The organism is Nitratireductor aquimarinus (assembly GCF_017255295.1).
Classification (GTDB): Bacteria; Pseudomonadota; Alphaproteobacteria; order Rhizobiales; family Rhizobiaceae; genus Nitratireductor; species Nitratireductor aquimarinus.
The window spans coordinates 162,348-189,047 of the sequence record NZ_JAFKDE010000007.1 but is presented as its reverse complement, the minus strand read 5'-3'; the positions used below and the strand labels follow the sequence as shown (position 1 = coordinate 189,047).

The 26,700-nt window shown below is 62.8% G+C and carries 28 protein-coding genes and 1 other RNA gene; 14 read left to right on the top strand and 15 right to left on the bottom strand.

All coding sequences use genetic code 11. The features are described 5' to 3' along the window. Nucleotides 1-3: 3 nt before the first annotated feature. The 3 genes from JYP46_RS13710 (at nucleotide 4) to JYP46_RS13700 (ending at nucleotide 2,971) form a co-directional block, all read left to right on the top strand. On the top strand, nucleotides 4-1,644 hold the full coding sequence (locus JYP46_RS13710; RefSeq protein WP_206548395.1) for a heme biosynthesis protein HemY: 1,641 nt from the start codon (nucleotides 4-6) through the stop codon (nucleotides 1,642-1,644). Nucleotides 1,645-1,716: 72 nt separating this feature from the next. Then, nucleotides 1,717-2,181: a tellurite resistance TerB family protein gene (locus tag JYP46_RS13705; RefSeq protein WP_113153263.1), complete on the top strand. Its 465-nt coding sequence runs from the start codon at nucleotides 1,717-1,719 to the stop codon at nucleotides 2,179-2,181. Nucleotides 2,182-2,185: 4 nt separating this feature from the next. Further along, on the top strand, nucleotides 2,186-2,971 hold the full coding sequence (locus JYP46_RS13700; RefSeq protein ID WP_206548394.1) for a glutamine amidotransferase: 786 nt from the start codon (nucleotides 2,186-2,188) through the stop codon (nucleotides 2,969-2,971). Nucleotides 2,972-3,101: 130 nt separating this feature from the next. Here JYP46_RS13700 and JYP46_RS13695 read toward each other — a convergent pair whose 3' ends face one another. Then, entirely contained in the window at nucleotides 3,102-4,292 is a 1,191-nt protein-coding gene (locus tag JYP46_RS13695; RefSeq protein WP_206548393.1) for a vWA domain-containing protein, read from the bottom strand. Between JYP46_RS13695 and JYP46_RS13690 the strand changes: the two genes are divergently transcribed. Then, the gene (locus JYP46_RS13690) at nucleotides 4,285-4,767 is read left to right on the top strand and encodes a hypothetical protein (protein ID WP_113153260.1); all 483 of its coding nucleotides are present in this window, start codon (nucleotides 4,285-4,287) and stop codon (nucleotides 4,765-4,767) included. The two genes, JYP46_RS13695 and JYP46_RS13690, sit on opposite strands and share 8 nt — an antisense overlap. Nucleotides 4,768-4,851: 84 nt before the next feature. On the opposite strand, the gene JYP46_RS13685 is transcribed toward JYP46_RS13690, so the two are convergent. Continuing rightward, nucleotides 4,852-5,298: a GNAT family N-acetyltransferase gene (locus tag JYP46_RS13685; protein ID WP_113153259.1), complete on the bottom strand. Its 447-nt coding sequence runs from the start codon at nucleotides 5,296-5,298 to the stop codon at nucleotides 4,852-4,854. A gap of 113 nt (nucleotides 5,299-5,411) precedes the next feature. After that, the gene (locus JYP46_RS13680; protein ID WP_206548392.1) at nucleotides 5,412-6,248 is read right to left on the bottom strand and encodes an AAA family ATPase; all 837 of its coding nucleotides are present in this window, start codon (nucleotides 6,246-6,248) and stop codon (nucleotides 5,412-5,414) included. Between the two features lie 196 nt (nucleotides 6,249-6,444). Between JYP46_RS13680 and JYP46_RS13675 the strand changes: the two genes are divergently transcribed. The 5 genes from JYP46_RS13675 to JYP46_RS13655 all read left to right on the top strand — a co-directional run bounded on the left by JYP46_RS13675 (nucleotide 6,445) and on the right by JYP46_RS13655 (nucleotide 9,949). Then, a complete protein-coding gene (locus JYP46_RS13675) occupies nucleotides 6,445-7,272 on the top strand; it encodes a MipA/OmpV family protein (RefSeq protein ID WP_222474119.1) in 828 nt (275 codons plus the stop codon). Between the two features lie 82 nt (nucleotides 7,273-7,354). Then, nucleotides 7,355-7,511, top strand: a non-coding RNA gene (ssrS, locus tag JYP46_RS13670) — 6S RNA. Nucleotides 7,512-7,575: 64 nt separating this feature from the next. Continuing rightward, the gene (locus JYP46_RS13665) at nucleotides 7,576-8,184 is read left to right on the top strand and encodes a 5-formyltetrahydrofolate cyclo-ligase (protein WP_222474118.1); all 609 of its coding nucleotides are present in this window, start codon (nucleotides 7,576-7,578) and stop codon (nucleotides 8,182-8,184) included. 102 nt (nucleotides 8,185-8,286) lie between these two features. Next, on the top strand, nucleotides 8,287-9,111 hold the full coding sequence (locus JYP46_RS13660; RefSeq protein ID WP_206548391.1) for a TIGR00282 family metallophosphoesterase: 825 nt from the start codon (nucleotides 8,287-8,289) through the stop codon (nucleotides 9,109-9,111). A gap of 70 nt (nucleotides 9,112-9,181) precedes the next feature. Continuing rightward, nucleotides 9,182-9,949 carry a TerC family protein gene (locus tag JYP46_RS13655; RefSeq protein ID WP_113153255.1) on the top strand — a complete coding sequence of 256 codons (768 nt, stop codon included), beginning with the start codon at nucleotides 9,182-9,184 and terminating at the stop codon, nucleotides 9,947-9,949. A 2-nt stretch (nucleotides 9,950-9,951) separates the two neighbouring features. On the opposite strand, the gene JYP46_RS13650 is transcribed toward JYP46_RS13655, so the two are convergent. Then, nucleotides 9,952-10,770 (bottom strand): MBL fold metallo-hydrolase, encoded by an 819-nt coding sequence (locus JYP46_RS13650; protein WP_206548390.1) that lies wholly within the window; start codon nucleotides 10,768-10,770, stop codon nucleotides 9,952-9,954. A 196-nt stretch (nucleotides 10,771-10,966) separates the two neighbouring features. On the opposite strand from JYP46_RS13650, the gene JYP46_RS13645 reads away from it, so the two are divergent. Next, the gene (locus JYP46_RS13645; RefSeq protein WP_113153254.1) at nucleotides 10,967-11,716 is read left to right on the top strand and encodes a YebC/PmpR family DNA-binding transcriptional regulator; all 750 of its coding nucleotides are present in this window, start codon (nucleotides 10,967-10,969) and stop codon (nucleotides 11,714-11,716) included. Between the two features lie 65 nt (nucleotides 11,717-11,781). Next, nucleotides 11,782-12,057, top strand: coding sequence for an Rdx family protein (locus JYP46_RS13640; protein WP_206548389.1), 276 nt, complete (start codon nucleotides 11,782-11,784; stop codon nucleotides 12,055-12,057). A gap of 125 nt (nucleotides 12,058-12,182) precedes the next feature. Here the strand turns inward: JYP46_RS13640 and rpmE are convergent, their stop codons facing one another. Beyond that, on the bottom strand, nucleotides 12,183-12,404 hold the full coding sequence (gene rpmE / locus JYP46_RS13635; protein WP_113153252.1) for a 50S ribosomal protein L31: 222 nt from the start codon (nucleotides 12,402-12,404) through the stop codon (nucleotides 12,183-12,185). 204 nt (nucleotides 12,405-12,608) lie between these two features. Here rpmE and JYP46_RS13630 point away from each other — a divergent pair, with 204 nt between their 5' ends. Then, nucleotides 12,609-14,426 carry an ABC transporter transmembrane domain-containing protein gene (locus JYP46_RS13630; protein WP_113153251.1) on the top strand — a complete coding sequence of 606 codons (1,818 nt, stop codon included), beginning with the start codon at nucleotides 12,609-12,611 and terminating at the stop codon, nucleotides 14,424-14,426. Nucleotides 14,427-14,447: 21 nt separating this feature from the next. On the opposite strand, the gene JYP46_RS13625 is transcribed toward JYP46_RS13630, so the two are convergent. The 10 genes from JYP46_RS13625 to JYP46_RS13580 form a co-directional block, all read right to left on the bottom strand. Continuing rightward, nucleotides 14,448-14,936, bottom strand: coding sequence for a cupin domain-containing protein (locus JYP46_RS13625; RefSeq protein ID WP_206548388.1), 489 nt, complete (start codon nucleotides 14,934-14,936; stop codon nucleotides 14,448-14,450). A 322-nt stretch (nucleotides 14,937-15,258) separates the two neighbouring features. Continuing rightward, nucleotides 15,259-15,948 (bottom strand): nitroreductase family protein, encoded by a 690-nt coding sequence (locus JYP46_RS13620; protein ID WP_206548387.1) that lies wholly within the window; start codon nucleotides 15,946-15,948, stop codon nucleotides 15,259-15,261. Between the two features lie 64 nt (nucleotides 15,949-16,012). Continuing rightward, entirely contained in the window at nucleotides 16,013-16,726 is a 714-nt protein-coding gene (locus JYP46_RS13615; protein WP_206548386.1) for a GntR family transcriptional regulator, read from the bottom strand. Nucleotides 16,727-16,809: 83 nt separating this feature from the next. After that, on the bottom strand, nucleotides 16,810-18,294 hold the full coding sequence (locus JYP46_RS13610) for a carboxypeptidase M32 (RefSeq protein ID WP_206548385.1): 1,485 nt from the start codon (nucleotides 18,292-18,294) through the stop codon (nucleotides 16,810-16,812). Nucleotides 18,295-18,397: 103 nt separating this feature from the next. Next, the gene (locus tag JYP46_RS13605; protein WP_113153246.1) at nucleotides 18,398-19,429 is read right to left on the bottom strand and encodes a peptidoglycan -binding protein; all 1,032 of its coding nucleotides are present in this window, start codon (nucleotides 19,427-19,429) and stop codon (nucleotides 18,398-18,400) included. 1 nt (nucleotide 19,430) lies between these two features. Then, nucleotides 19,431-20,441, bottom strand: coding sequence for a MotA/TolQ/ExbB proton channel family protein (locus tag JYP46_RS13600; protein ID WP_206546131.1), 1,011 nt, complete (start codon nucleotides 20,439-20,441; stop codon nucleotides 19,431-19,433). 204 nt (nucleotides 20,442-20,645) lie between these two features. Continuing rightward, nucleotides 20,646-21,449 (bottom strand): inositol monophosphatase family protein, encoded by an 804-nt coding sequence (locus tag JYP46_RS13595; RefSeq protein ID WP_206548384.1) that lies wholly within the window; start codon nucleotides 21,447-21,449, stop codon nucleotides 20,646-20,648. 45 nt (nucleotides 21,450-21,494) lie between these two features. After that, nucleotides 21,495-22,058: an elongation factor P gene (gene efp, locus JYP46_RS13590; protein ID WP_113153243.1), complete on the bottom strand. Its 564-nt coding sequence runs from the start codon at nucleotides 22,056-22,058 to the stop codon at nucleotides 21,495-21,497. Between the two features lie 269 nt (nucleotides 22,059-22,327). Beyond that, nucleotides 22,328-23,380: a tetratricopeptide repeat protein gene (locus JYP46_RS13585; RefSeq protein WP_206548383.1), complete on the bottom strand. Its 1,053-nt coding sequence runs from the start codon at nucleotides 23,378-23,380 to the stop codon at nucleotides 22,328-22,330. A 2-nt stretch (nucleotides 23,381-23,382) separates the two neighbouring features. Beyond that, nucleotides 23,383-24,030 (bottom strand): thiamine phosphate synthase, encoded by a 648-nt coding sequence (locus JYP46_RS13580; protein ID WP_206548382.1) that lies wholly within the window; start codon nucleotides 24,028-24,030, stop codon nucleotides 23,383-23,385. 193 nt (nucleotides 24,031-24,223) lie between these two features. Between JYP46_RS13580 and JYP46_RS13575 the strand changes: the two genes are divergently transcribed. Together JYP46_RS13575 and JYP46_RS13570 are read left to right on the top strand one after the other, a co-directional pair. Continuing rightward, nucleotides 24,224-24,997: a sulfite exporter TauE/SafE family protein gene (locus JYP46_RS13575; RefSeq protein WP_206548381.1), complete on the top strand. Its 774-nt coding sequence runs from the start codon at nucleotides 24,224-24,226 to the stop codon at nucleotides 24,995-24,997. Nucleotides 24,998-25,040: 43 nt separating this feature from the next. Beyond that, nucleotides 25,041-26,690, top strand: coding sequence for an acyl-CoA synthetase (locus JYP46_RS13570; RefSeq protein WP_206546137.1), 1,650 nt, complete (start codon nucleotides 25,041-25,043; stop codon nucleotides 26,688-26,690). The last annotated feature ends 10 nt before the right edge of the window (nucleotides 26,691-26,700 follow it).

Sequence of the window (26,700 nt, the reverse complement as noted above, 5' to 3'; positions counted from 1 at the left end):
CAGATGTTCCGTATTCTCTTCTACCTCGTCGTTGTCTTCGTTCTGGGGCTGGGTTTTGCCTGGCTGGCCGAGCGTCCGGGCGACCTGGCAATCACCTTCTCCGGCTACCGCTATGAGGTTTCGCTCATGGTGGCGGCGGTCGGCATCGTGGCCATCGTCGCTGCGGTGATGATCCTGTGGTGGCTGATCCGCAGCATCTGGACGAGCCCTTACACCGTCGCCCGTTATTTCCGGGTGCGCCGTCGCGACCGCGGCTATCAGGCGCTTTCCACCGGCATGATCGCCGCAGGCGCCGGCGATGGCGGTCTGGCCCGTCGCATGAGCCAGCAGGCCGCCAAGCTCATTTCCGCCGATCAGGAACCGCTCATCCACCTGCTCGATGCGCAGGCAGCCCTCCTTGATGGCGACCGTCAGGCGGCGCGCGACAAGTTCACCGCAATGCTGGACGATCCCGAAATGCGCCTTCTGGGCCTGCGCGGGCTTTATCTTGAGGCCGAGCGGCTGGGCGAGCGCGATGCCGCGCGCCACTATGCCGAGCGCGCCGTCGAGGCCGCGCCGCAGCTCGAATGGGCCGTCAATGCTGCGCTTGAGGGCAAGACCGGCGAGGGCGAATGGGATGGCGCGCTGAAGCTGCTCGACAGCCGCAAGGCGACCGGCAAGGACGAGCGCGAGAGCGTCGCCAGCCGCCGCGCCGTACTCCTCACCGCCAAGGCGATGGACGTGCTTGACGCCGATCCGCAGACCGCCCGCACCGCCGCTCTCGAAGCGCACAAGCTTCGGCCCGATTTCGTGCCGGCGGCTGTCACTGCGGCAAGGGCCCTGTTCCGCCAGAACGAGCTGCGCAAGGGCTCCAAGGTTCTGGAGACCGTCTGGAAGAAGGAGGCGCATCCCGAAATCGCGGATGTCTATATCCATGCGCGCCCCGGCGATTCCACGCATGACCGTCTTGCCCGCGCCAAAAAACTCCAGTCGCTGAAGCGCAACAATGTCGAATCGGCGCTGATCGTTGGCCGCGCTGCGCTTGATGCCGGTGAGTTCCAGCTTGCGCGCGAATCCTGCGAGGCCGCAGCCCGTCTCGGCCCGCGCGAGAGCGTCTATCTGCTGATGGCCGACATCGAAGAGGCCGAGACCGGCGATCAGGGGCGTGTGCGCCAGTGGCTCGCCAAGGCCCTGCGCGCGCCGCGCGATCCCGCCTGGGTGGCCGATGGCTATGTGGCCGAACGCTGGGCGCCCATCTCGCCCGTCACCGGCAAGCTCGACGCGTTCGAATGGCGCATGCCGATGGAGCGGCTGGCGCAGGTCGTGGAGAGCGAGGAGGATTTCTCGCCCGCTCCCTCCATTCCCGCGCCGAAGGAAGAGCCTGAAACGGCAGAAGCCGAAACCGTGGTGATCGAGGCCGAAACGGTAAAGCCGGAACCCGCCGCAAAGCCTCAGGAACCGGAAAAGCCCTCGGAACCTTCCCCGGAAACGGCAAAAACCCCGCCGCAGCCCCCCGAACCGCCTGCAAATCCAGCGCCGGTCAACGGGCAGAAAGCTGCGCCGGAGGAGGCCGAAGAGCCCGTCAAACCGCCCATCCCGGATGACCCCGGTGTGGAGCCGGATGACAAGGACGCCTCGACGTCGGGCCGCTTCCGCCTATTCTAATGATCATGCACTGCGATTCGCCCTTGCGGGGCGGATCGCGCTTCTCCCAGGCACCGGATCGCAATCACGCTCATGTTCGACAGCATTCTGTCCTTTCTCAAAGACCTTCCCGGCGGTAGCCGGCAGACCACCCTCAGGCCCGAGGACGACCCGCGCGTCGCCGCTGCCGCGCTGCTCTTCCACGTGCTCGATGCCGACGGCATCCGCGAGGCTTCCGAAGTCGAGAAGCTCAAGGAGACCCTCTCCCAGACCTACAATGTCACGGGCGCGGAGCTGGAAAACCTCCTTGAAGCCGGTGAAAAGGCCGAGCAGGAGGCCATCGACCTCTACGCCTTCACCAGCGTTTTGAAGCGGCATCTCGATGCCGATGCGCGCAAGTCCTTCATCGGTCTCATGTGGGGCATCGTCTTCGCCGATGGCGAGATGCACGAGCTGGAAGACAATCTCGTCTGGCGCGTTGCGGAGCTGATCGGCGTCGACAATCGCGACCGGGTGGTTCTGCGCCAGGAAATGCAAGAGAAGTACAGCAAGTCCTAGCCCCATGGAGACAGACCCGAGCCGCAAGATCCTCATTGTCCTGCATCAGGAAACGTCCAGCGCCGGGCGTGTTGGTCAGGTTTTGCAGGCGAGCGGCTTTTCGCTCGACATTCGCCGCCCGCCGCTCGGTCATCCCTTACCGGAAACGCTGGAAAATCACGCCGGCGTCGTCATGTTCGGCGGCCCGATGAGCGCCAACGACCATGATGAGTTCGTGCGGCGCGAGACGGACTGGCTGTCCGTTCCCCTGCGGGAGAACAAGCCCTTTCTCGGCATCTGCCTCGGCGCGCAATTGCTTGTCAGGCATCTGGGCGGGCAGGTGAGAAGCCATGATGACGGGCTGGTCGAGATCGGCTGGTATCCGCTGCGCGCCACCGAGGCCGGGCGCAAGCTCCTGCACTGGCCCGAGATGGTCTACCAGTTTCACCGCGAAGGTTTTTCGCTGCCGAAGGACGCAACCCTTCTGGCCACTGCCGAACACTATCCCAATCAGGCCTTCCGCTATGGCGAAAACGCCTGGGGCGTGCAGTTCCACGCCGAGCTGACCCGCGCCATGATGCAGCGCTGGGTGGTGCGCGGCGCGCAGCGTTTCGTCATGCCCGGCGCACAGCAGGGCCGCGATCATCTGGGTGGCCGTCTCATCTGGGACCGGCACCTGAAAGCCTGGCTGGTCGATTTTCTGGAACTGATCTTCGATTGCGAATGCAAAGGCGCTCTGCACAGCGGCGACGAGGCCACGGGCCAGCACCCCGCCGGCCGCCGCATGGTGGGGCGTCGTGGCTTGGCTTAGAACGCCGTGCGTCCATTCGGACGCACAAAGGACGCTCTAACCTATTGAATCTACGCATCGTGCTTTCCGAAAATCGATTCCGATTTTCGGGCCGATGCGCTGGGCCTCGCCTAACCGACGCCGCGCCACCTCAGTGCTTGCGTGAAAGTTCCCGCGTGGCGGCTTCAAGCCCGGCCAGCGTCATCGGGTACATGCGCCCGGAAAAGATCTCCTGAAGCATCTGGACCGAGTGCGTGTAACGCCAGTGCTTTTCCGGCACGGGGTTGAGCCACACCGCGTTCGGCCATTGCTGGAGCACGCGGTTCAGCCACACATGGCCGGCTTCCTCGTTCCAGTGCTCCACCGAACCGCCTGCATAGGCAATCTCGTAAGGGCTCATCGAGGCGTCGCCGACGAAGATCACCTTGTAGTCAGGCCCGTATTTGTGCAGCACGTCGAAGGTCGGCGTCACCTCGGAATAGCGCCGCCGATTGTCCTTCCACACGCCTTCATAGAGGCAATTGTGGAAGTAGAAATACTCCATGTGCTTGAACTCGGCGCGCGCCGCCGAAAACAGCTCCTCCACAATGCGGATATGGTCGTCCATCGAGCCGCCCACGTCGAAGAACATCAGAAGCTTCACCGCATTGCGCCGTTCGGGCCGCGTTTTCACGTCCAGATAGCCGTGCTCGGCCGTCGCCTGCACCGTGCCGGGCAGGTCGAATTCCTCCACCGCGCCCTCGCGCACCCAGCGGCGCAGCCGCTTCAGCGCAACCTTGATGTTGCGCGTGCCCAGCTCCACCGCATCATCGAAATTCTTGAAGTCGCGCTTGTCCCAGACTTTCACCGCCCGCCGGTGGCGCGATTCGTGTTGACCGATGCGCACGCCTTCCGGGTTGTAGCCATAGGCCCCGAAGGGAGAGGTGCCGGCAGTGCCGATCCACTTGTTGCCGCCCTGGTGGCGGTCCTTCTGTTCGGCCAGCCGCTCCTTCAGCGTCTCCATCAGCTTCTCGAAACCGCCCATGGCCTCGACCAGCTTCTTCTCCTCGTCGCTGAGGTGTTTTTCCGCCAGCCTCCTCAGCCATTCCCCGGGGATCGCCTGCGGGTCGACGCCATCGCCGCCCGACACCGCCTCCACGCCCTTGAAGACCTGCGAGAAAACCTGATCGAAACGGTCGATGTGCCGCTCGTCCTTCACCAGCGCCGCCCGCGCGAGATAGTAAAATCCCTCCACGTCATAGGCGACGAGCCCCTTCTCCATCCCCTCCAGCAGCGAAAGATATTCGCGCAGCGACACCGGAACGCGCGCGGCTTTCAGTTCAAGGAAGAAGGGGATGAACATCTTGCTTAGAATCTTACCGATTGCATTTGGGATCTATTGGAATGTCTCTCATATACGGGATGTCATGGAAACAGACCAACTGCATTCCCTCGTTCGCTCGGCGGAGTCCATTATCGGTCTCTGGTGGCAGGATGACCGCAGGAACTGGTGTGCCTATTGCGGCATTCCCATGCGTCGTCGGGCGGCAACGGGTACCCGTTTGCCACCCACCAAGGCAACGCGCGATCATGTGGTTCCGCGTGTTCACGCCAGCGGACTGCTGACCCTTCCTTGCTGTCTGGAGTGCAATCAGGCCAAGGGTAAGCAGTCGCTGCCGGAGTTCCTGTCGGGGCCATATTTCAATCAGAAACGAATGAAGAAGCACCGCAACCAGTGGCCGCTCGCCCATCTCTGGTTTGTGGCCGGCCTCGCCTATTTCCGAAAAAGCGAATTGATCGCTCAAAAGGCTCGCGGCTCAAGGCGCGTTGCAGGCTAGAGCATCGGCCCGAAAACCGGAATCGATTTTCGGAAAGCACGATGCGCAGATTCAATGGGTTGGAGCGTAACCAGTCGCGGCGTCCTAGCCCCGCTGGTACTTGATGAACGGCGTCAGTTTCGCGATCCGGTCATAGAGCTTGCGGGCGGTCTCGTTGAAGTCCTGCGTCATCCAGTAGACATTGGCGGCGCCCGCCGCATCCGCCTTCTCGTAAACCGCCTCGATCAGCGCCCGGCCAATGCCCTTGCCGCGTATCGCGGGGTCGGCATAGAGATCCTGCAGATAGCAATTGTTGCCCACGGTCCAGCACGTGCGGTGGAACATGTAGTGCACCAGCCCGACCGGTTTCCCGTCCACCTCGGCAATCAGCCCGTTCGGCTCATAGTCGCCATCGTCGAAAAGCCGCTCCCATGTGGTCGCATAGACCTCTTCGGGAACGCTGGTCTTGTAGAACTCCAGATAGGCGGTCCAGAGCCTGCGCCATTCGGGCTCGTCGCTTCTGGCAAGCGGGCGGATGGTGATTTCGGTCATTCGGGTCTCGTCCTCCTCTTTCCCGCACTGTCCGGCCCCGCACTGTTCGGCGTAGCGGTTTCGCCGGCAAGGGCCAGAAAAATGAAGGCTTTGCGCCTGGTAAAGCCGCCCGTCTATTGCCGCCGCGCCATGAAGGCGAGCTTTTCAAAGAGGTGCACGTCCTGTTCGTTCTTCAGGAGCGCGCCGTGCAGGCGGGGCAGGGCGCTTTTCGCATCCCCGCGCAGATCCTCCGGCTGCACATCGTCGGAAACGAGAAGCCTGATCCAGTCCAGCGCCTCGGAGGTCGAGGGCTTTTTCTTCAGCCCCGGCACGTCGCGGATCTCGTAAAACTGGCTGAGCGCGGCAGACACCAGTTTCTTCTTGATACCCGGATAGTGAACCTCGACAATGTCGGCCAGCGTCTCGGCGTCGGGAAAGCGGATATAGTGGAAGAAACAGCGGCGCAGAAAGGCGTCCGGCAGTTCCTTCTCATTGTTCGAGGTGATGATCACGATGGGCCGATGGATCGCCCGCACCGTCTCGCCGGTCTCGTAGACATAGAACTCCATCTTGTCGATTTCCTGCAACAGATCGTTGGGGAACTCGATGTCGGCCTTGTCGATCTCGTCGATCAGAAGAACGGTCCTGCGGTCCGCCGCAAAGGCCTCCCACAGCTTGCCGCGCTTGATGTAGTTCTTGATGTCGTTGAAGCGCTCGTCGCCGAGCTGGCTGTCACGCAGGCGCGACACGGCGTCATATTCATAAAGCCCCTGCTGGGCGCGTGTGGTGGATTTCACATGCCATTCGATCAGGTCCAGCCCCAGTGCGGCGGCCATCTGCTTGGCAAGCTCGGTCTTGCCGGTGCCGGGCTCGCCCTTCACCAAAAGCGGCCGCTCCAGCGCAATCGCCGCGTTCACCGCCACCATCAGATCCTTGTCGGCGACATAATCCGCCGTGCCTTCGAAGCGCATGCAATCTCTTCCCTGTTCCCGTGCGCAGTGAACCTATTGGCGCGGCATGGCAAGCGCAAGCATCGGCCGGCCAATCTGTGCGCTCTACCGGCTGCACGCGCCGGTTTCGACAAGGGTTCACAGAGCGTTAAGCCGGTCTTTACGGAAAAGAGGGTATTTTAGGCATTTCGGCTTTCCCGGTTCTCGGAGTTCTGCGTTGCGTCCACATTTAGCCGCCATTCTGTCCGCGCCTCTGGTTGCGGCGTCCCTCGCTCTCGCCCCCGCTTCCGCACAGGAAGGCGGGTCCGGCAAGAATTTCTGGTCGGGCGACTGGTCGGTGACCGTTGGCGCAAGTGGCGCTTTCCGGCCGGAGTTCGAGGGCTCCAGGAGTCATCTTTTCAGCCTGGTGCCGCTGGTCTCCGTTGGCCGTCAGGGCAATGACAGGCGTTTCTCCTCGCGCAACGACAATGGCTCCTTCGCCCTGTTCGGGGGCTATGGCTTTGAGGCGGGCCTCACCGGCAAGTTTCTCTTCAAGCGCGACGCGGACGACGCCAATGACCTGAAGGGCCTCGACCCGGTCAAATGGGGCGTGGAAGCCGGCGGTTTCGCCGAGGTCTACCCGACCGACTGGTTGCGGGTGCGTGGCGAGCTGCGCCACGGTTTCCGCGCCCATAGCGGTTTCGTTGCCGATGTGGCGGCAGACGCCTTCTACGATGTGACCCCGCATATCCGCATCTCGGGTGGCCCGCGCGCCTCGTTCGCCAGCAAGGACTATTTCGAGACCTATTACGGCGTTAACGCCAGAGAGGCTGCGGCCTCCGGACTGAGCGAGTACCAGCCTGATGGCGGCGGCCTCAAATCGCTTGGTGTGGGCGGTGCGGTGACATGGAAGGTGACCGACGCCTTCACCTCCAGCGTCTTTGCCGAATACGCGTCCCTGAAGGGCGCGGCAGCCGATTCCAGCCTCGTTCGCGAGCGCGGCTCGCGCAATCAGTTCACGATTGGTCTGTCCTCCACCTACCGTTTCGATTTCACGCTCGACTGACGTCACACTTGGTTGTGAAACTTGTGCGCCCGGCGTCAGAATATCTCTGGCGCGGGCCGGGGCTCGTCCCTATATTGCGCGCAGCGATCTGCGCTTCCCGACAGGAATCTTTTTCCCCGGGGCCTTATCGATCCTTAAGGGAGCTGTCCCTGACCTCGCCCGTGGGCTTGGTTACACGGCGCCCACCTACGTTGTAGGTTCCCGGGATCGTGCATTCCATCGGTCGCCGTGGATCGCAGCTTTCTTTTTTCAGATGTCGTCAGCACGCTTCCTTCCGTGCTTCATTCATGGTGATTGAGCCGCATGAGCGACATGATGAACGATCAGGCCTCACAGAAGAAGCAGTTGCGCCGCGAGGCGCTGGCCCGCCGCAACGCGCTCGATCCCGACTGGCGTGCGGAAGTGGCCGAGGCGCTGGCCTCGCAGGCGCAGCGGATCGCAGTCGGGTCCGGCACGGTCGTCTCGGGCTTCTGGCCAATGCGCTCTGAAATGGATGTGCGCCCGCTGATGGCGGTGCTGGCTGCGCGCGGGGCGCGGATCGCGCTTCCCGCCATCCTCGACAGGACCACCATAGTTTTCCGGGAATACCGCCCCGACGCGCCTCTGGTCGATATGGGGTTCGGCACATGGGGACCGGATGACAGGGCGGCGGTCCTTGACCCCGAAATCATGCTCGTGCCGCTTGCAGCCTTCGACGCGCGGGGCCACCGCATCGGCTATGGCGCGGGCTATTACGACCGGGCAATCGCGCGGCTGAAGGCGCGGGGGCTTTCGCCCCGGCTTATCGGCATCGCCTTCGATTGCCAGGAGGTCGGGGGCGTGCCCGACGAGCCGCATGACGAGCGTTTGCCCGAGATGCTCACCGAAAGCGGCCTGCGGCAGATTTCCGGTTTTCACGCGCAGAAAAATTGATTTAGAGCGCCGTGCGTCCATTCGGACGCACTACCTTGTTGAATCTGCGAAACGGCCCGAAAATCGATTCCGATTTTCAGACCGATGCGCTAGAAGCGGCCCATGAGATTTTTGTTTCTTGGCGATATGGTCGGTCGCGCCGGCCGCACGGCGGTCTGGGAAAAGCTTCCCGGCCTTATTTCTGATTTCCGGCTCGATTTCGTGGTCGTGAATGGCGAGAACGCGGCAGGCGGTTTCGGCATCACCGAAGAGATCTTCCGCAACACGCTGGATGCCGGCGCCGATGTGGTGACCACGGGCAACCACGTGTGGGACCAGCGCGAGGCGCTGGCCTTTGCGCCGCGCGAGGAGCGTTTCCTGCGCCCGGCGAATTTCCCGAAAGGCACGCCCGGTCGCGGCTCCGGCGTCTACATCGCGCGCAATGGCGCGCGGGTTCTGGTGTCCAACATCATGGGCCGGGTGTTCATGCATCCCGAGCTCGACGATCCCTTCGCCTGTGTCGAAGATGTGCTGGCCGCCTGTCCGCTGGACGAGCAGGCCGATGCCGTCATTCTCGATTTCCATGCCGAGGCCACGTCCGAGAAGATGTGCTTTGGCCATTTCGTTGATGGCCGCGCGAGCCTTGTCGTCGGCACCCACACGCACCAGCCGACGGCCGATCATCAGATCCTGAACGGCGGCACGGGCTATCTGTCCGATGCCGGCATGTGCGGCGATTACGATTCTTCCCTTGGCATGGACAAGGAAGAGCCCCTCAACCGGTTCACCGCCAAGGTGCCCAAAGGGCGGTTCGAGGCGGCCAGCGGTCCTGCAACGATCTGCGGCGTCGGGCTCGAAATCTCCGACCGCACGGGCCTTTGCGAGAAGATCGCCCCGCTCAGGCTTGGTGCGCGCCTTGAGGAAACCGTTCCCGCCTTCTGGCGTTGACGCTGGGCGCGGCTGCGCATAACTCTGCAAAACGCTATATTTTGAACAATTGCCAGCGAGGGGTGCTGCCATGGAATGGCTTGCCGGTCACTTTGAGTTTGTCTCCCACCCGGAAGCCTGGGTCGCGCTCGTGACCCTGGTGGTGCTCGAGATCGTTCTCGGCATCGATAACCTGATCTTCATTTCCATCCTCACCAACAAGCTGCCCAAAGAGCAGCAGGCGCGTGCGCGGCGCATCGGCATCAGCGCCGCGCTGATCCTGCGTCTGGCGCTTCTGGGCACGATCTCGATCATCGTCCAGCTCACCGAGCCGGTGTTCGAGCTGTTCGGCCATGGCTTCTCCTGGCGCGACCTTATCCTCATCGCCGGCGGCCTCTTCCTCGTATGGAAGGCCACGAAGGAAATCCACCATTCGGTCGATCCCGACGATGGCAAGGAAAACATGATGGGTCAGGTCACGATGTCCGCCGGTGCGGCGATCGTCCAGATCCTGCTGCTCGACCTGGTGTTCTCCATCGACTCCATCATCACCGCCGTTGGCATGACCAACGAGCTCGCCATCATGTTCATCGCCGTCATCTCGGCCGTGACCGTCATGCTCATCGCCGCCGAGCCGCTGTCGCGCTTCATCGCGGCCAACCCGACCGTGGTCATGCTGGCGCTCGCCTTCCTGCTGATGATCGGTATGACGCTGATCGCCGATGGCATGGGCTTCCACGTGCCCAAGGGCTACATTTACGCGGCCATGGGTTTCTCGGCGCTGGTCGAGTCGCTCAACATGCTGGCGCGCCGCAAGCGGGCGCGCGCCAAGGCGCTGCAGGGCGGGGCGGGCAAGTAGCCCTAAACCCCGTCGAGAATAACGATTGTCGGTCGCCGTGGCAGGTTATCCAGCGCCACGGTGATCGACCGTCCCTCACGAAAATCCAGTTCGAACCCACCGCCCATACGGCCCGTGAAGGCGCTGAGCGGTGTCGAATGCCGGTGCATCGGCAGGATCATCGACGAGGAAAGCCGGCGCGCAATCTCGCTCATCCCGTCAAGCGACAGCGTCAGCCCGCCATCGACGGGCACCATCAGCACGTCGAGCCTGCCGATCGCCGCATAATGGCTGTCGTCCAGCCGGTGATGCAGATGGCCCAGATGCCCGATGCACAGCCCCGCCACCTCGAAGATGAAGATCGAATTGGCGTCCGGCTCCATCGCGCCATAGCGGCGGATGTCGGTGGTCACATTGCGGATATAGACGTCTTCAACCAGCAGAGAGTGTTTCACCGGCCCGCCCTCTTCGTTCCAGCCTGGCAGAACATGCTCTATGGCGGGGTCGGGATTGCGCGTGAAATGCGTGCCATGCGCCCTGTTCATGGTCACGACGCGCGGTGGCGGGTTCGCGCCATAAATGCCCGCGAAGTCCGTGGCGATGGTCACGCCGGCGGGCGTCTCGATCAGATAGGTGGAATGGCCCGCATAGGTGATGGTCACCGGGTCGGCCCTCACGGCGGCCGGTATCATCAGCGAGGCGTAGATCACGCCTGGCAGCGCCTGCGCCATGGCGAGGCAGGTGCTTGGTCGCTCGATCTGCCCGTTTGTCTGTGCAAGGGCTGCAGGCAGCGGAGCGAGCAATAAAGTCAGAATGGCTGCGGTCAGTCGGAAGGCGGTCATCGGCATCTCCCGTGTGTGCAAGAGCCCATGGTAGGGCAAAGCGCGGCTCTGCGCCATGTCCGCCCCATGTCGGCCCCATGTCTCTCGACATGTCCGCCCCCATCGCTGCAGTGCGCGGGTTCTGGACGTTGGCCGGCATTTTCACTATAAGGCCCCGGTATTCCATTGCTTTCAAAAGACCGTGAGAAGGAGCCCCATGGCCGGTCATTCCCAATTCAAGAACATCATGCACCGCAAGGGCCGGCAGGACGCCGTTCGCTCGAAGATGTTTTCCAAACTGGCGCGCGAAATCACAGTCGCTGCCAAGATGGGAATGCCCGACCCGGCGATGAATCCGCGCCTGCGCCTGGCCATCCAGAACGCCAAGGCCCAGTCCATGCCGAAGGACAACATCGAACGCGCCATCAAGAAGGCGTCGGGCGGTGATGCGGAGAACTATGACGAGGTGCGTTACGAGGGTTATGGTCCCGGTGGCGTCGCCGTCATCGTCGAGGCGCTGACCGACAACCGCAACCGTTCCGCTTCCAACATCCGCGCCGCCTTCACCAAGGCAGGCGGATCGCTTGGCGAAACCGGTTCCGTTTCCTTCATGTTCGACCGCGTTGGCGAAATCATCTACCCGGCTGACAAGGGCGATGCCGACACGGTGATGGAAGCCGCCATCGAGGCCGGCGCCGAAGATGTCCAGTCGGACGAAAACGGCCACGTCATCACCTGCGCCTTCGAAGATATCGGCGATGTCACCACGGCGCTGGAAGGCGCTCTGGGCGAAGCCGAGTCCGTCAAGGCGATCTGGCGTCCCCAGACCGGCACGCCGGTCGATGAGGAGCGCGCCCAGTCGATCCTCAAGCTCGTTGCAACCCTCGAAGACGACGATGACGTGCAGAACGTCTACGCCAATTTCGAGGTGGACGACGAAACGCTCGCGAAACTCAGCGCAGCCTGATTGCGCTTCTGCCGGGCTTCAGGCCCGGCAGTTTTCGGCTGTCTGGCAACAAAGGACAGGTTCTCGTGAAACAGCATCGTATCGCGATTACCTACTGCACCCAGTGCCAATGGCTCCTGCGCGCCGCATGGCTCGCGCAGGAGCTTCTCTCCACTTTTTCCACAGAACTGTCGGAAGTCGCGCTGCGTCCGGGCACGGGCGGGGTGTTCGAGATCACGTGCAACGGCATCCTCATCTGGGAGCGCAAGCACGATGGCGGCTTTCCTGACGCCAAGGCGCTGAAGCAGCGTGTGCGCGACGTGATCGACCCCGAGCGCGATCTTGGCCACATAGACAAGTAGGCAAGCAGACAACAAAAAACCCGCCTTGATGAGACGGGTCTCTGTAAAAACGCTTTTGCGTTCCGGTCGGCTCTGCCTCTCGGTGTCCGCAAATGCCGGATGACGCCATCCGGCCGCAGGATACCTTAGATGCCGAGGCCCTGGTAACGCTGCTTGAAGCGGGAAACGCGGCCGCCGCGGTCCATCAGGGACTGCTGGTTGCCGGTCCATGCCGGGTGCGTGGACGGGTCGATGTCGAGCTGAAGGGTCTCGCCTTCCTTGCCCCAGGTGGAGCGCGTCTCGTACTCGGTGCCGTCCGTCATGACGACCTTGATCATGTGGTAGTCGGGATGAATTTCGGCTTTCATCGTCTTGTCCTGAGTTCTGGCGGGATGGCAATCTGATCCGCACTTGCGGCAATTGCACCCATCTTGAAAACTTGAAGCCGCGGCCAAGGAAGGCTACGGCTTCGGAATTGGTTGGCGAGCCTATACATCAGGTACGACGACAAGACAAGGCTTGAGCGGCGCACATTTTGCCGCTCCCGAACGAGAATTGAGAAGGGGCAGGCGATGGCGCGCAGGCAAAGGGCGTCCGAAGAGCGGGAACAGGCGGCGAAGCGGCGGTCGTTAAAGCCGCTCAAACGCCTCTTTCCCTATATCGGCCGCTATCGCGGTCTGGCGCTTGGCGCGGCCTTTTTCCTGGTGCTCGCAGCCATCGCGACCCTCACGCTGCCGCTGGCCGTGCGCCGCATGATCGATCACGGGTTTTCCCATTCCGATTCCATCTTCATCGCGAATTACTTCTCGATGCTGGTGGTCATCGCCGCAGTCCTCGCAGCCGCCTCGGCGGGGCGCTATTTCTTCGTCATCACGCTGGGCGAGCGTGTTGTCAGCGACCTGCGGCGCGATGTCTTCGATCACGTCACGCGCCTTTCCCCCGGCTTCTTCGATACGGTCCAGTCCGGTGAAATCGTTTCGCGCATTTCGGCCGACGCCACGCAGGTCAAATCGGCTGTCGGGGCCACCATTTCCCAGGCGCTGCGCAACGTCATCATGGGGCTTGGCGCTGTCGGTATGATGGTCGTCACCAGCCCGCGTCTTTCCCTGCTCGTGGTGGCGGCCATCCCCGTCATCGTTCTGCCGCTGGTTGCGTTTGGCCGCTCGGTGCGCCGTCGCTCGCGTTTTGCGCAGGACACGCTGGCCGATGCCACCGCCTATGCGGGCGAGCAGATCGGCGCGGTGCGCACGCTTCAGGCCTTCACCGGCGAGAACGTGGTGCGCAAGAAATTCTCCGATGCCATCGAGACGGCGTTCTCTGCTGCACGCGCATCCATCTTCGCGCGGTCCTTCCTCACCTTCTTCGCCATCTTCATGACCTTCAGTTCGGTCGTGGCCGTTCTCTGGTTCGGCTCGCGGGCCGTTCTGTCCGGCGAGATGACGCCGGGCACGCTCGGTCAGTTCCTGCTCTACTCGGTTCTGGCAGCTGGCGCTCTCGGCGCCCTGTCAGAGGTCTGGGGCGAGCTTTCGCAGGCCGCCGGCGCTGCCGAGCGCATGAGCGAGCTCCTGTCGGAAGAGCCCGCCATCACCGCGCCCGCCAGCCCCGTAGCGCTGCCGCAGCCGGCGCGCGGCGAAGTGGCGTTCGACAATGTCTCCTTCGCCTATCCGACGCGGCCGGATCGCTCTGCGCTTCATGGATTGTCCTTCACCGTAAAACCGGGCGAGACCGTCGCCATTGTCGGTCCTTCGGGCGCGGGCAAAACCACCGTCTTCTCGCTGCTTCTGCGCTATTACGATCCCGATTCCGGGGCGGTGCGCGTCGATGGTGTCGATGCGCGCGAGGCCGATCCGCTGGCGCTGCGCGGACGCATGGCCATCGTTCCGCAGGACGTGACGATCTTTGCCGCCAGCGCGGCCGAGAATATCGCCTTTGGCCGTCCTGACGCCTCCCGCGCCGAGATCGAGGCTGCGGCCCGCGCCGCGCTTGCGCATGATTTCATCACCGATCTGGCGGAAGGCTACGACACGCCGGTCGGCGAGCGCGGCGTCACCCTGTCGGGCGGTCAGCGGCAGCGCATGGCCATTGCGCGCGCGATCCTGCGCGATGCACCGATCCTGTTGCTCGACGAAGCCACCTCCGCCCTCGATTCGCAAAGCGAGACGCTGGTGCAGCAGGCGCTTGAGCACCTGATGAAGGGCCGCACCACGCTCGTCATCGCACATCGTCTCTCAACGGTTCTGAAAGCCGACCGCATTCTCGTCATGGAAGAGGGGCGCATCGTCGAGGAGGGCACACACGCCGCTCTCGTGGCAAAGGGCGGCATCTATGCCGAACTCGCCAGCCTTCAGTTCCAGGCGGGCGCAGAGGCTCTCGGAGACGCTGCGGAATAGTCGCGGAGGGCGGGGTCGGCTCTACTTCTTGCCGACCTTGCCGCCGACCGCATCGATCCTGTCGATGTCGGCCAGCCCCCAGGGCATCTGCCTGTCGCGGAAAATGCGTTTGCCCAGCCTCGGGTAATCGCCCACATCATGCGCAAGCCGCTCGCCAACGACGATGCAGCGCAGCATTTCATTTCCCGTGTTCTTGATTGAATGGGCCAGCCCGCCCTTTCTGTAGCCAATGAAGTCTCCGGGGCCGATTGCGTGCTCTTCATCGCCGATAAAGGCCGTGGCGGAACCCGCCAGCACGAACACGCATTCGTCTTCGTGGTAATGGCAGTGGTGTTCCGTCGTTTCATAGCCGGGCTCCACTTCGATGATGTGGAAGCCGAAGCCGCTCAGACCCGTGAGGTCGCCAAGAGACTTGTTCAGACGCTGCGCATTGGGGTTGAGAAAGTGGGTCTTCTTCAAACCCTCCATCTCGGCAATTTCGCTGCTTTTAACGAGATATGTCGTGCTCAAAACCATTCCCTCCAGAATTGCTTCGTAGAAACGGGCTGACCCTATTGCATCGGGCAAAGAAGTGGAAATCGGCTCCGGTGTCAGCCTGCTTCTGGAGAAGGGCATGGGTGCCCGGACATGCCGGGCATGGCGAAAGGCGGCATGTGCACCGTTCCATCGAGCGGCTGGCACGAGCCCCTTGCCAGCCATTCGATGCGAAGCCTGCACGTCGCTTTTCGTCATCCTCAAAGAGAGGACCCATGTTCGTTAAGAGCCTTTCGGGAAAGCCGAAACGCCCCGAATGGCTCTGTTGTCTGATGCCTGTACGCGTTGGAGACGACGCTCAGATGAACGTGGCGATTTCCTCCAGCGGCTTCTTCTCCATTGCGTGTTCGGGAATGGTGGCGTCCTCCTTTGGATAGCCGACCACCATCAGGATATAGGGTTTGTCATGCGGGTCGCGACCGCACAGCTCGTTTAGAAAGCTCATCGGGTTCGGCGTGTGCGTAAGAGTTGCCAGACCTGCCTTGTGCAGGGCTGTAATCAGAAAGCCGGTTGCGATGCTCACGGACTCTGGAACGTAGTAGTTCTTGCGCTTCACGCCATCGGCCGAGCGGCTGCGGCGTTCGCCGAAAACGCAGATGAGCCAGGGCGCTTCTTCCAGAAACGGCTTGCTTGCATCGGTGCCGAGCGGGGCCAGCGCATGAAGCCATTCTTCACCCGCGCGTCCTTCGTAAAACGCTTTCTCCTCGGCCTCCGCCGCCTCGCGGATCTGTTTCTTTACCGCCGGATCACCGATCACCGCGAAGTGCCAGGGCTGGTGGTTTGCGCCATTGGGCGCGGTGCCTGCTGCTTTGATGCAGGTTTCGATGATGTCGCGCGGCACGGGGCGGGTGGAGAAGTCGCGCACGGTGTGGCGTGTGCGGATCTCGTCATAGAAGGCCTGTGCGCGGGCCCGCATCTCCTCGACCGGAAGCTCCCTGTAATCGGGAAGTGGAACCGGACGGTATTCCTGTGTGGCCTTTTCGCTCATGCGGACGTCTCCTCCATTTTGTCCGATAAGATTGTCGGACAATCTAGATGGGCTGGTTCCGGCGTCAAGCCTTGGCGTTGCGCTGGTTGCCCTTTGCTTTGCTTTTTGCGGGCGCTGGCGGTGCGGCGAAATGATCGTCAGGCAGCGACTGGATGAGCTGCCGCGCATTCTCCACATGATCGAGCATCGCAGCTTCCGCGCCTGCCGTGTCATCGGCCACCACGCAATCCGTCAGCTGCCTGTGCTGCCGGTTGGTGTCGAACACATCACGCCGGTCCACCAGCACGCGAAACTGCAACCAGTAGAGCGAGTTGGAAAGCCGCGTCAGCGTCTCGTTCAGAAGGGGATTGTCCGCTGTCTCGCGAAACAGCCGGTGGAAACGGGCGTTGAGTTCGGAGAACCGGTTCATGTCGCCCTGTTCGGCTGCGGTATCCAGATCCGCCTGCAGCGCGACAAGCGTTTCGGGTACTTGGTGAAGCACTGGCAGGGCGAGCTTCACCGCCAGCGTTTCCAGCGCCCCGCGCACCTGGAAGAGGTTATCCACCTCGTTGCGCGAGAGCTGGCGCACCATCACGCCGCGATGCGGTTCCGCCGTCAAAAGCCCGTCTGCCGTCAGGCGTCGAAAGGCTTCCCGCACCGAGGAGCGCGAAACGCCCAGCCGGCTGGTGAAGGCGTTCTCCGTCAGTCTCTGGCCTGGCGCCAGCCGCCCGTCGCGCACGGCTTCCGTCAGCGCGTCGGCCACGGTCTCTACAGTGGATCGGGAATCGGTTTCTTCCATGTCCGTCAGAGTGTGCGCAGGCAATGGTCCTGACAAGCCCGACCTCACCGGTTCGTTTTCAAGACAGGACCGAACCTTTGGCGCTATTGGCCGTAGCGCGCTTCCAGATGCTTCTTGAAATGCGCGGCATTGAGCGACTCGCCGGTGGCCCGTTCGATCAGCTCCGGGGTCGACCAGCGCGAGCCCTGCGACCAGATCCGTTCACGCCGCCAGTCGTTCACCGCATCGAACTGGCCCTTGGCGAACTGCGCGTTCACGTCCGGGATATCCTTCTCGATGGCCGACCATTGCTGCGCCGCGATCATCGCGCCGAGCGTGTAGGAGGGGAAATAGCCGAAGGCGGCGGATGGCCAGTGCACGTCCTGCATCGGGCCGTCCTGCGGCGTGTCGATGGTCGACAGGCCCAGATAGGCCTTCATCTTCGCGTCCCAGGCTTCCGGCAGGTCGGCGGCTTCCAGCTTGCCGGCGATCAGGTCCTGCTCCAGCTCGAAACGCAGGATCACGTGCAGCGGATAGGTCACCTCGTCGGCATCGACGCGGATCAGCCCGCGCTCCACATGGTGCACATGGGGCAGGATCTCGTCCATCGACCAGTCTTCGCCCAGATGCTTCGCCACCACCGGCAGCGCCCATTCCCAGAAGGCGGGGTTGCGGCCGATCTGCTTTTCAACGAACAGGCTCTGGCTTTCATGCATTGCCATGCCGCGCGCCTTGCCAAGCGGCCAGTGCGCCCAGGCCTGCGGCAGGTTCTGTTCATAGAGCGCGTGGCCGGTCTCGTGCAGAATGCCCATCAGCGAAGAGAGAAACTCGTCCGAACGGTAGCGCGTGGTGATCCGCACATCGGTCGGAACGCCGCCGCAGAACGGGTGATGCGAGACCGACAGGCTGCCGCGCGTCAGGTCGAAACCGACCGCCGCCATCATGGCGAGACCAAGCTCGCGCTGCTTCTCGACGGCGTAGTGTCCGGAGAGCGGGCGCAGGGGATTTTGCGCGCGTTTCGTTCTCTGGATTTCCAGCGCATTTGGCACGAAATCCACCAGAAACGATTTCAAATCCTCGAAAACGGGGGCGATTTCCGCCGTTCTGTTTCCGGGGTCGAATTGCTCCATCAGAGCATCATAGGGCGCAAGGCCAAGCGCCTCGGCGCGCATCTGCGCCTCCTCCCGCGCCAGCTCGATAACCCCTTCCAGCGCCGGCAGAAAACCCGCCCAGTCGCCCTTGCCACGGGCCTCGCGCCACAGCTGTTCGCAGCGCATGCGGGTGCGCGTCTGGCGCTCCACGAAATCGGCCGGGAGGCAGGTCAGGTTGACGTAATTTCGGCGAAATTCGGAAATTGCCGCTTTTTGCTCTGCGTTCAGGTCTTCCTGTTCGGCGGCGTCGATCCAGTCGGCAATCTCGGGTGCTGCGGCCTGACGGTGGGCCATGCCGGCAAGGGCAGACATGGCTTCGGCGCGGGCCTCGCCGCCACCGGGCGCCATATGCGTCGCCTCATCCGCACCGAGGATCGCCAGCGCGTGATTGAGCGCTTCGATCCTGTGGCCGAGTTCATCGAGTTTCTGAAAGGACATGGAACACCTCGTCGGGGCATTGGGAGGAACGACGCCCGCAGATGCAGGCGTCGATTGTTTGAAGGAGGGGACACGAAGCCGGGCGGCTTCGCAAGCCGTGTCGTCAGCGCTCGGTGAGCTTCAGCTCAATGCGGCGATTGCGGGCACGCGCTTCCCGCGTGTCTTCCGTGTCGAGCGGCTGATACTCGCCGAAACCGGCCGCAACGAGCCGGTTGGCGGGGACGCCGTTCTCGATCAGAAACTTGACGACCGCCGTGGCGCGGGCCGTGGAAAGCTCCCAGTTGTCGCGGAAGCGACCGGTGCCCGAAAGCGGCACGTCATCCGTATGGCCGTCGACGCGCAGAACCCAGTTGATCTCCGGCGGGATCTCTTTTTGCAGTTCGAGAATGGCGTCGGCAAGCTTGCGCATCTCGTCCTGCCCGTTCGGATTGATCTCCGTCGCACCCGACGGGAACAGAACCTCGGACTGGAAGACGAAACGGTCGCCGACAATGCGGATGTTTTCGCGGTCGGAGAGGATTTCGCGCAACCGGCCGAAGAAATCCGAGCGATAGCGGTTCAGTTCCTGCACGCGCTGCGCCAGCGCCACGTTCAGGCGGCGGCCAAGATCGGCGATCTTGGTGCGGGACTCCCGGTCGCGCGCTTCGGAAACCTCAAGCGCGGCTTCCAGCGCGCCGATCTGCTTGCGCAGCGCCGAAATCTGCTGGTTGAGCAGCTCCACCTGCGAAAGCGCCCGCTGGCTGACCAGGCGCTCCTCGTCGAGCGCGCCCGAAAGCTCGCCAATGCGGGCTTCCGCCTGCTCGCTCTGGCCGCTGCCACTGGCCAGCAGCGTTTCCAGCCGGGAACGGTCGGCGCGGATGTCTTCCAGCGAGGCGCGCAGGCTGGCAATGGTGTCCTCGGCGTCCTGGCTGTTGGCCTGTTCGAGCGCCAGAAGCTGCGTCAGCTCGTTGATCTGGGCATTGAGCCGGTCGAGCACGGCGTCCTTGCCGGTGATCTCCTGGCTCAGAAAATACTGCGCCAGCACGAAGACCGAGAGCAGGAACATGATGGCGAGCAGAAGCGTCGCCATGGCGTCCACGAAACCCGGCCAGTAGTCGACGTGGCGGTCGTTGCGGCGTCCACGGGCAAGCGCCATGTCAGCTGTCCCGCTTCTTCAGCGTCGTCGCCAGCTTTTCAAGTGTGGCGCGCATGGCGCGCTGCTCTTCCGCCTGGGATTCCACCCAGTCGCGCATCATCTGCTGTTCACTGCGCATGTTCTTCACAAGACCGGAAATGCCCTCGGCCAGATTGGCCATGGAGGCCGCAAGGCGCGGATTGGAGGTTCCATCCTCCTGAACCGCGCGCAGCTTGTCGGCCAGCTGCTGCATTTCGCTGGACGCGCCGCTGCGGCTGTCTGCGATGTCGGAGCCAAGGTCGGTGACGGACGAAAGCCAGTTTTCCAGCTCGGTATAGAAACGGTTCTGCGCGCGGCCCGCCTGAAGGTCGAGGAAGCCCAGGATCAGCGAGCCTGAAAGACCGAACAGCGAGGAGGAGAACGCCGTGCCCATGCCTTCCAGCGGGGCTGACAGGCCGGATTTCAACGCGTCGAGAATGTCGTTGGCATTGCCCGATGCGGGGTCGAGCGACTGGATGGTGTCACCGATGGACCCGATGGTCTGCAACAGGCCCCAGAACGTGCCGAGCAGGCCGAGAAAGACCAGAAGGCCGATCAGGTAGCGCGAAATGTCGCGGCTCTCGTCGAGGCGGGTGGCGATGGAATCGAGGATCGAGCGCATGGAGCTGGTCGACAGCGCCATCGAAGAGGCCCGGCTCAAAAGCGCCTTCATCGGTGCGAGAAGGACCGGATCGGCCGCATCCGTGCCGGCGCGGAAGGAATTGACCCACCGTACCTCGCGGAACAGGCGGATCACCTGCATGAAAGCGAGCAGGATGCCGATCAGCAGAACGCCGAGAATGAGCCCGTTCAGCCCCGGATTGGTCTGAAAGGCGGAAGCGATCTGCCGGTAAAGGATTGCCGCAACGAAGCCGGCAATCGCCAGAAACACCAGCATGGAAAAGAGGAAGACTTGGGGGCTCGACAAGGTGTGCGGGTCGTAATCGAGCCCGTAGGATGGTTCGTCGTCCCCACGCGATTTCAGCAAGGCCATCTGCTCCTCGTGTCCACTGCGCCGCAGAACCAGTATTGATTCCTGTATGGCGCAGGATTCTAATCGTAAATATGACGAAATTGAAAGCCGCAGACAGTATCCGGTTATGAGCGCATCAGCTTTTTGATGTCGCAACGACAAAGCCCGGGACCTTTCGATCCCGGGCTTTGCTGGTTCTGAAACACCGTGCGGGACGGAGTTGAATCAGGCTTTTTTTGCGGCCGGCTTGCCGAGCGTCTTGACCAGTGCGCGGTGAATGGCCTCGTTGCCGGCGACGATCTGGCCGCTGTCGAACATCTTGTCGCGGCCCGACTTGTCGCTGACGAAACCACCGGCTTCGCGCACGAGGATGATGCCGGCGGCAATGTCCCAGGGTGAAAGCGAATCTTCCCAGAAACCGTCCATCCGGCCCGCTGCCACATAGGCGAGGTCGAGCGCCGCAGAGCCAAGCCGGCGGATGCCCGCCGTCTCGCCCATGACATTGCGCAGGTCGAGCAGGGCCGTGCCGTGGTGGCCGCGACCCAGATGCGGAATGCCGGTGCCGACAACGGCGTCGGACAGCTTGGTGCGCGCCGCGACACGCAGACGACGGTCGTTGAGGAACGCGCCGCCACCGCGCTCGGCGGTGTAGAGCTCGTCCATGGCCGGGTTGTAGATAACGCCGGCGACGATCTGGCCCTGACGTTCCAGGGCAATCGAGATCGAGAAGATCGGAATGCCGTGCAGGAAGTTCGTGGTGCCGTCGAGCGGATCGACGATCCAGCGGTGCTGCGGGTCGTCACCCTCCACCGTGCCGCTCTCTTCCATCAGGAAGGAGTAGCCCGGACGGGCGCGCGACAGCTCGGCGTGAATGATGTCTTCCGCCTTGCGGTCGGCCTGGCTCACATAGTCGCCAGGGCCCTTGAGCGAAACCTGCAGGTTCTGGACCTCGCCGAAATCGCGAGCGAGGGAGCGGCCTGCCTTCATGGCAGCCTGAACCATGACGTTGATAATCGCCGAACGGGCCATGGGATGTAAGCTTTCGTAAGTGTGTGTTTCGCGGAAGCGCCGGGTTTATTCGCCGCGGCGCAGATAGGTGAGTTCGTTGGTGTCGACGACGATCCGCTCGCCAGCCTCGATGAAGGGCGGCACCATCACGCGCACGCCGTTCTCCAGAACTGCCGGCTTGTAGGAAGAAGCAGCCGTCTGGCCCTTCACCACCGGGTCGGCCTCGGCAATCGTCAGCGTGACCTGATCCGGCAGGGAGATGCCGATCGGCTTTTCTTCGTAGAGCTCGACCGTGACGGTCATGCCGTCCTGAAGGAATGCGGCGCGGTCGCCGACGAAGTCCTTCTGCAGCTCGAGCTGCTCATAGGTCTCGGAGTCCATGAACACCAGAGCGTCTTCCTGCTCGTAGAGGAAGCTGAAGTCCTTCTGCTCGAGGCGAACGCGCTCGACGGTCTCGGCGGCGCGGAAGCGCTCGTTCAGCTTCGTGCCGTCGATCAGGTTCTTCAGTTCGACCTGGTTGTATGCGCCGCCCTTGCCGGGCTTCACAGCGTTGGTCTTCACCGCAACCCAGAGGCCGCCATTGTGTTCGATGACGTTGCCGGGGCGAATTTCATTGCCGTTGATTTTCATATGGATCGTCCTGCGGGTCTTGAGCGCGCCAGCGGTTCACGTCCTGCATTTGCATCCCGGTTGCATCGGCCGCGAGAGCAAAGGTTGGAAACAGCAAAACCGCCAGCAAGTTTATGTTTCCAGTGGAGTGAATTCGACATCCGATCTCAAGACCGCATTGCGGATTTCGAATGGCGAGTTCATTCCACTGGCGCGCAATTCGGCGCTTCCAAGACCATAAAAAGCGGTCCAAGGCAAGTCATGCGGCCTTTGGGGGCGTCCGAAAAATGCTAGCGGAGCCGATTTGCGCGCTGGATGGCTTCCTTCATTTCTTCCGGCGTGAGGCCGGCCAGAAAGTCTTCCATCTCCGGATCGATCAACCCGGCGCGGCGCGCGGAGATATACCATGCAGCGCCTTCAATCGTGTCCGGGTCGGTGCCGACGCCGGCGCGATAGAGCTTGGCGAGGCGGTTCTGCGCGGCGATGTTGCCGCCTTCGGCTGCGCGCTTGAGCCAGGCGAACCCGGTTTCCGCATTGCGCTCCCCGCCACGGCCTTCGACCATCCACGTGCCCAGATCGAGCTGTGCGGTGTCGTAATTCTGCCTGGCTGCACGATCAAGCCATGAACGGGCGACCTTGTCATCGGCCTCGCGCCCGCCAAACCCGTTGGCATAGACCTGGGACATCGCATACTGCGCGTCGGCCAGCCCGGCATTGGCGGCCTTCTCGTAATAGGAGACAGCGCGTTCGCGACTTTCGAAGCTCGACTGCCGGTCGAGGATCATCTGCGCGAGGTTGAACTGGGCGAGCCGGTTGCCATTGTCGGCCGCCACCTGCATGAGTTCGAAGGCGCGGTCGGTGTTCTTCTCGACGAAGCCGCCATCAAGCAGCATCAGCGCATACTGGAACTGCGCCTCGGGAACGCCCTGCTGCGCTGCCTTTGAATACCATTCGGCGGCCTTCTTTGCGTCGCGCGCCATGCCAAGGCCACGGGCATAGATCTCTGCGATGAGGGTCTGCGCAGCCGGGTCGCCCGCCTCTGCGCGGGGCAGGGCCAGATTGTGCGCGGTCAGATAGTAGCCGCGCTGAAAGGCGCCATAGGCGGCGTCCGGCAGCTTGCCGAAGCGGTCCGGGTCCACCTGATCCACCGTGGGGGCGGAAAGCGGCCTGTCGCCGACCGGTTGCAGCCGGTCGGCCCGGGGCGCCTGCTTTTCAGTTCCGGTTGTGGCGGGTGCCGTTTCTGCGGCCTTTTCCGGGCCGGCGTCGCCGGCTGCCTGCGCTGTCGCGGCAAGCCCGCAGAACAGGGCGGCAAGCAATGCTACCGGCTGGAGGCGCGCGCGCATGATCAGGCTCCTTGAGCGTTCTGGGAGGTCTTCTCGAGAATGACGTTGGCTTCCTTCACGGCGGCGGCGGCGTCGATCTCGTCAGAGAAGACGGCCGCACCGAGCGCAATGAAGTCGCAGCCGCTCTGCGCCACGGGTTCTGCCGAGGCGACCGCATTGCCGCCCATCACGATGCAGGGGATCTGGACCATTTCCGACCACCATTCGCCCAGTGTGAGGTTGCGCGGGTGCGGTTCCGGCTTGTTGTCGTATCCGAAACGGCCGAAGAACAGATAATCGGGCTGCATTTCGCCGCGCTGAAGCGCGTCGTCGCGGGTTTTCACGCCGCCTGCGCCGATCATCATGCGATCCTGGTATTTCTCGATGATTTCGGCCAGCTCTTCGAGCGAGCCGTCGAAATGGATGCCGTCTGCCTTCACCCGCGTGGCGATGCGCGGCGCGCCGGCGATCATCACGGCGACGCCGTGCGCCTGCGCGATGGGGGTGAGGCGCTCGGCACGGGCCTGGAAGCTGACCTCGTCCTGCCCGTAATCGGGAATGATGAGGGAAGCGACATCGCCGGCGGCGAGGGCTGCTTCCAGATGTGCTTCGTCATTGGCAGCCAGTTCCGGCGGCGGTGCAATCAATACGAGGCGGCAGCGATTGGTCATGTAGGAACTCCTGGCGTCTCGACGGAACCGACCCGGTTCGTTTCTGACCCGTCATTTTGGTTTGAATGCGGCATAGACGAAGCACGGGGGGATGGACAAGGAAAATTGGTCCTTCCTGCCGGACGCTCGCCAAGTGCGGTCATAAGGATTATGACTGGCGACGCCCGGCCGTCGGGCGATCCAGACGAATTTCATGACACCTTTGCTTTCCGATCCAGCTTTTTATCTTGCAGCGATTCCGGCCGTTCTGCTGGTCGGCCTGTCGAAGGGGGGCTTCGGCGGCGCGATGGCGCTGCTCGGCGTGCCGATGCTTTCTCTGGTCGTGTCGCCGGTGCAGGCGGCGGCGATCCTGCTGCCGATCCTGATCGTCATGGACATCGTCTCGCTCTGGGCCTGGCGTGGTTACATGGACCGCAGGACGCTTTCCATCATGCTGCCCGGCGCGCTGATCGGCATCGCCATCGGCTGGGCGACGGCGGCCGTCGTGACGGAAGGGCATGTGCGCCTGATCGTCGGTCTGGTGACGCTGGCCTTCTTCCTGCGCTGGGCGTTCGAGAAGATCGCAGGGAATGTGCGGATCGCCAGCCAAAGCCGCCCGCGCGGCACTTTCTGGGGCGCGGTTGCGGGCTTCACGAGCTTTGTCGCGCATGCGGGCGGGCCGCCCTATCAGGTCTATGCGCTGCCGCTTGGGCAGGATCCGCGCCTTTACACGGGAACGAGCGTGGTCTTTTTCGCCATCGTCAACGCGGTGAAGCTCGTTCCCTATTTCGCGCTCGGGCAGTTCGACCGTTCCAACCTGACGGCGTCGCTGATCCTGATACCGCTTGCGCCGCTCGCCACGCTGGCCGGCGTTTGGGTGATCAAGCGCATGAAGCCGACGGTCTTTTATCCGTTCATGTATGTCATGGTCCTGATCGTTTCCCTCAAGCTCATCCATGACGGGGTCTTTGACCTTATGGGGTGGTGACGGGTTCGGGAGCCTGTGCTTAAAAGATGAAAACAGCGGGAGGATGTTTGTGACCGGCAATGCTTTCGAACGGGATCTGGACAAGAACCCCGCCAACCACCAGCCGCTGACGCCGCTTGTGCTTCTGGAGCGCGCGGCGAAGGTGTTTCCCGATGACGTGGCGATCATCCATGGCAGCCAGCGCATCACCTATGCGACCTTCTGGGAGCGCTCGCTGAAACTCGCATCGGCGCTCGCCAGCCACGGGATCGGCAAGGGCGATACGGTGACGGTGATGCTGTCCAACACGCCGCCCATGCTGGAGGCGCACCACGCCGTGCCGATGACGAAGGCGGTGCTGCATTCGCTCAACACCCGCCTTGATGCCGCGATCATCGCCTTTCAGCTCGACCATGCGGAGAGCCGGGTGGTGATCGTCGACCGGGAGTTCTCCGGCGTGATGAAGGAGGCGCTGGCGCTGGCGAGCGTCAAGCCGCTGGTCATCGATTATGACGATCCCGACTATGCGGACGATGCGCCCTATCCGAAGGGCGAGCGCATCGGCAGCGCCGATTACGAGGAATTCCTGGCTTCGGGCGATGCCGGGTTTGCCTGGTCCATGCCCGATGACGAATGGGACGCCATCGCGCTGAACTATACCTCCGGCACGACGGGTAATCCCAAGGGCGTGGTCTATCATCACCGCGGTGCGGCGCTGATGACCTATGCCAACACGGTGCATGCGGGGTTGACGCGCGGATCGGTCTATCTGTGGACGCTGCCGATGTTCCACTGCAATGGCTGGTGCTTTCCGTGGACGCTGGCGCTGACGGCGGGAACGCATGTCTGCCTGCGCTGGGTGCGCGCAAAGCCCATGTATGACGCGATTGCCGATCACGGGGTGACGCATCTGTGCGGCGCGCCGATCGTGATGTCGGCGCTGCTCAATGCGCCGGATGAGGAAAAACGCGATTTCTCGCACACGGTGACGTTCAACACGGCAGCGGCTCCGCCGCCCGAAACCGTGCTTTCGGCCATGGCCGAGGCAGGTTTTGCGGTGACCCATCTCTATGGCCTGACGGAAACCTACGGACCGGCCGTGGTCAATGAATGGAAGGGCGAGTGGGACGCGCTCGACGGCGCCGGGCAGGCCGCGCGCAAGGCGCGTCAGGGTGTGCGCTATGCGGCGCTCGAGGGGCTGACCGTGATGGACCCGGAGACGATGGAGGAAACCCCGCGCGATGGCGAGACCATTGGCGAGGTCATGTTCCGCGGCAACATCGTCATGAAGGGCTATCTGAAGAACAGGGCGGCGACGGAAGAGGCTTTCGCCGGCGGCTGGTTCCATTCGGGCGATCTGGGTGTGATGCACCCCGATGGCTACATCCAGCTGAAGGACCGTTCCAAGGACATCATCATTTCAGGCGGCGAGAACATCTCTTCCATCGAGGTGGAGGATGCGCTCTACAAACATCCCGCCATTGCGGCCTGCGGGGTGGTCGCGAAGGCGGATGCGAAGTGGGGTGAAACGCCGGTGGCCTTCGTTGAACTGAAGCCGGGCAGAAGTGCGGAAGCCGAAGAGATCATCGCGCACTGCCGCTCTCTGCTCGCGCATTTCAAGTGCCCGAGAACCATCATTTTCTCTGAAATACCAAAGACTTCGACGGGGAAGATTCAAAAGTTCCGGCTGCGGGATCAGGCCCGGGCGCTGTAGGGAAAAGAGG

Coding starts and splice junctions, on each gene's coding strand:
- JYP46_RS13710 (WP_206548395.1), top strand. CDS start 4: ATGTTCCGTATTCTCTTCTACCTCGTCGTTGTCTTCGTTCTGGGGCTG.
- JYP46_RS13705 (WP_113153263.1), top strand. CDS start 1,717: ATGTTCGACAGCATTCTGTCCTTTCTCAAAGACCTTCCCGGCGGTAGC.
- JYP46_RS13700 (WP_206548394.1), top strand. CDS start 2,186: ATGGAGACAGACCCGAGCCGCAAGATCCTCATTGTCCTGCATCAGGAA.
- JYP46_RS13690 (WP_113153260.1), top strand. CDS start 4,285: ATGAACATCTTGCTTAGAATCTTACCGATTGCATTTGGGATCTATTGG.
- JYP46_RS13695 (WP_206548393.1), bottom strand. CDS start 4,292: ATGTTCATCCCCTTCTTCCTTGAACTGAAAGCCGCGCGCGTTCCGGTG.
- JYP46_RS13685 (WP_113153259.1), bottom strand. CDS start 5,298: ATGACCGAAATCACCATCCGCCCGCTTGCCAGAAGCGACGAGCCCGAA.
- JYP46_RS13680 (WP_206548392.1), bottom strand. CDS start 6,248: ATGCGCTTCGAAGGCACGGCGGATTATGTCGCCGACAAGGATCTGATG.
- JYP46_RS13665 (WP_222474118.1), top strand. CDS start 7,576: ATGAGCGACATGATGAACGATCAGGCCTCACAGAAGAAGCAGTTGCGC.
- JYP46_RS13660 (WP_206548391.1), top strand. CDS start 8,287: ATGAGATTTTTGTTTCTTGGCGATATGGTCGGTCGCGCCGGCCGCACG.
- JYP46_RS13655 (WP_113153255.1), top strand. CDS start 9,182: ATGGAATGGCTTGCCGGTCACTTTGAGTTTGTCTCCCACCCGGAAGCC.
- JYP46_RS13650 (WP_206548390.1), bottom strand. CDS start 10,770: ATGACCGCCTTCCGACTGACCGCAGCCATTCTGACTTTATTGCTCGCT.
- JYP46_RS13645 (WP_113153254.1), top strand. CDS start 10,967: ATGGCCGGTCATTCCCAATTCAAGAACATCATGCACCGCAAGGGCCGG.
- rpmE (WP_113153252.1), bottom strand. CDS start 12,404: ATGAAAGCCGAAATTCATCCCGACTACCACATGATCAAGGTCGTCATG.
- JYP46_RS13630 (WP_113153251.1), top strand. CDS start 12,609: ATGGCGCGCAGGCAAAGGGCGTCCGAAGAGCGGGAACAGGCGGCGAAG.
- JYP46_RS13620 (WP_206548387.1), bottom strand. CDS start 15,948: ATGAGCGAAAAGGCCACACAGGAATACCGTCCGGTTCCACTTCCCGAT.
- JYP46_RS13615 (WP_206548386.1), bottom strand. CDS start 16,726: ATGGAAGAAACCGATTCCCGATCCACTGTAGAGACCGTGGCCGACGCG.
- JYP46_RS13610 (WP_206548385.1), bottom strand. CDS start 18,294: ATGTCCTTTCAGAAACTCGATGAACTCGGCCACAGGATCGAAGCGCTC.
- JYP46_RS13605 (WP_113153246.1), bottom strand. CDS start 19,429: ATGGCGCTTGCCCGTGGACGCCGCAACGACCGCCACGTCGACTACTGG.
- JYP46_RS13600 (WP_206546131.1), bottom strand. CDS start 20,441: ATGGCCTTGCTGAAATCGCGTGGGGACGACGAACCATCCTACGGGCTC.
- JYP46_RS13595 (WP_206548384.1), bottom strand. CDS start 21,449: ATGGCCCGTTCGGCGATTATCAACGTCATGGTTCAGGCTGCCATGAAG.
- efp (WP_113153243.1), bottom strand. CDS start 22,058: ATGAAAATCAACGGCAATGAAATTCGCCCCGGCAACGTCATCGAACAC.
- JYP46_RS13585 (WP_206548383.1), bottom strand. CDS start 23,380: ATGCGCGCGCGCCTCCAGCCGGTAGCATTGCTTGCCGCCCTGTTCTGC.
- JYP46_RS13580 (WP_206548382.1), bottom strand. CDS start 24,030: ATGACCAATCGCTGCCGCCTCGTATTGATTGCACCGCCGCCGGAACTG.
- JYP46_RS13575 (WP_206548381.1), top strand. CDS start 24,224: ATGACACCTTTGCTTTCCGATCCAGCTTTTTATCTTGCAGCGATTCCG.
- JYP46_RS13570 (WP_206546137.1), top strand. CDS start 25,041: ATGTTTGTGACCGGCAATGCTTTCGAACGGGATCTGGACAAGAACCCC.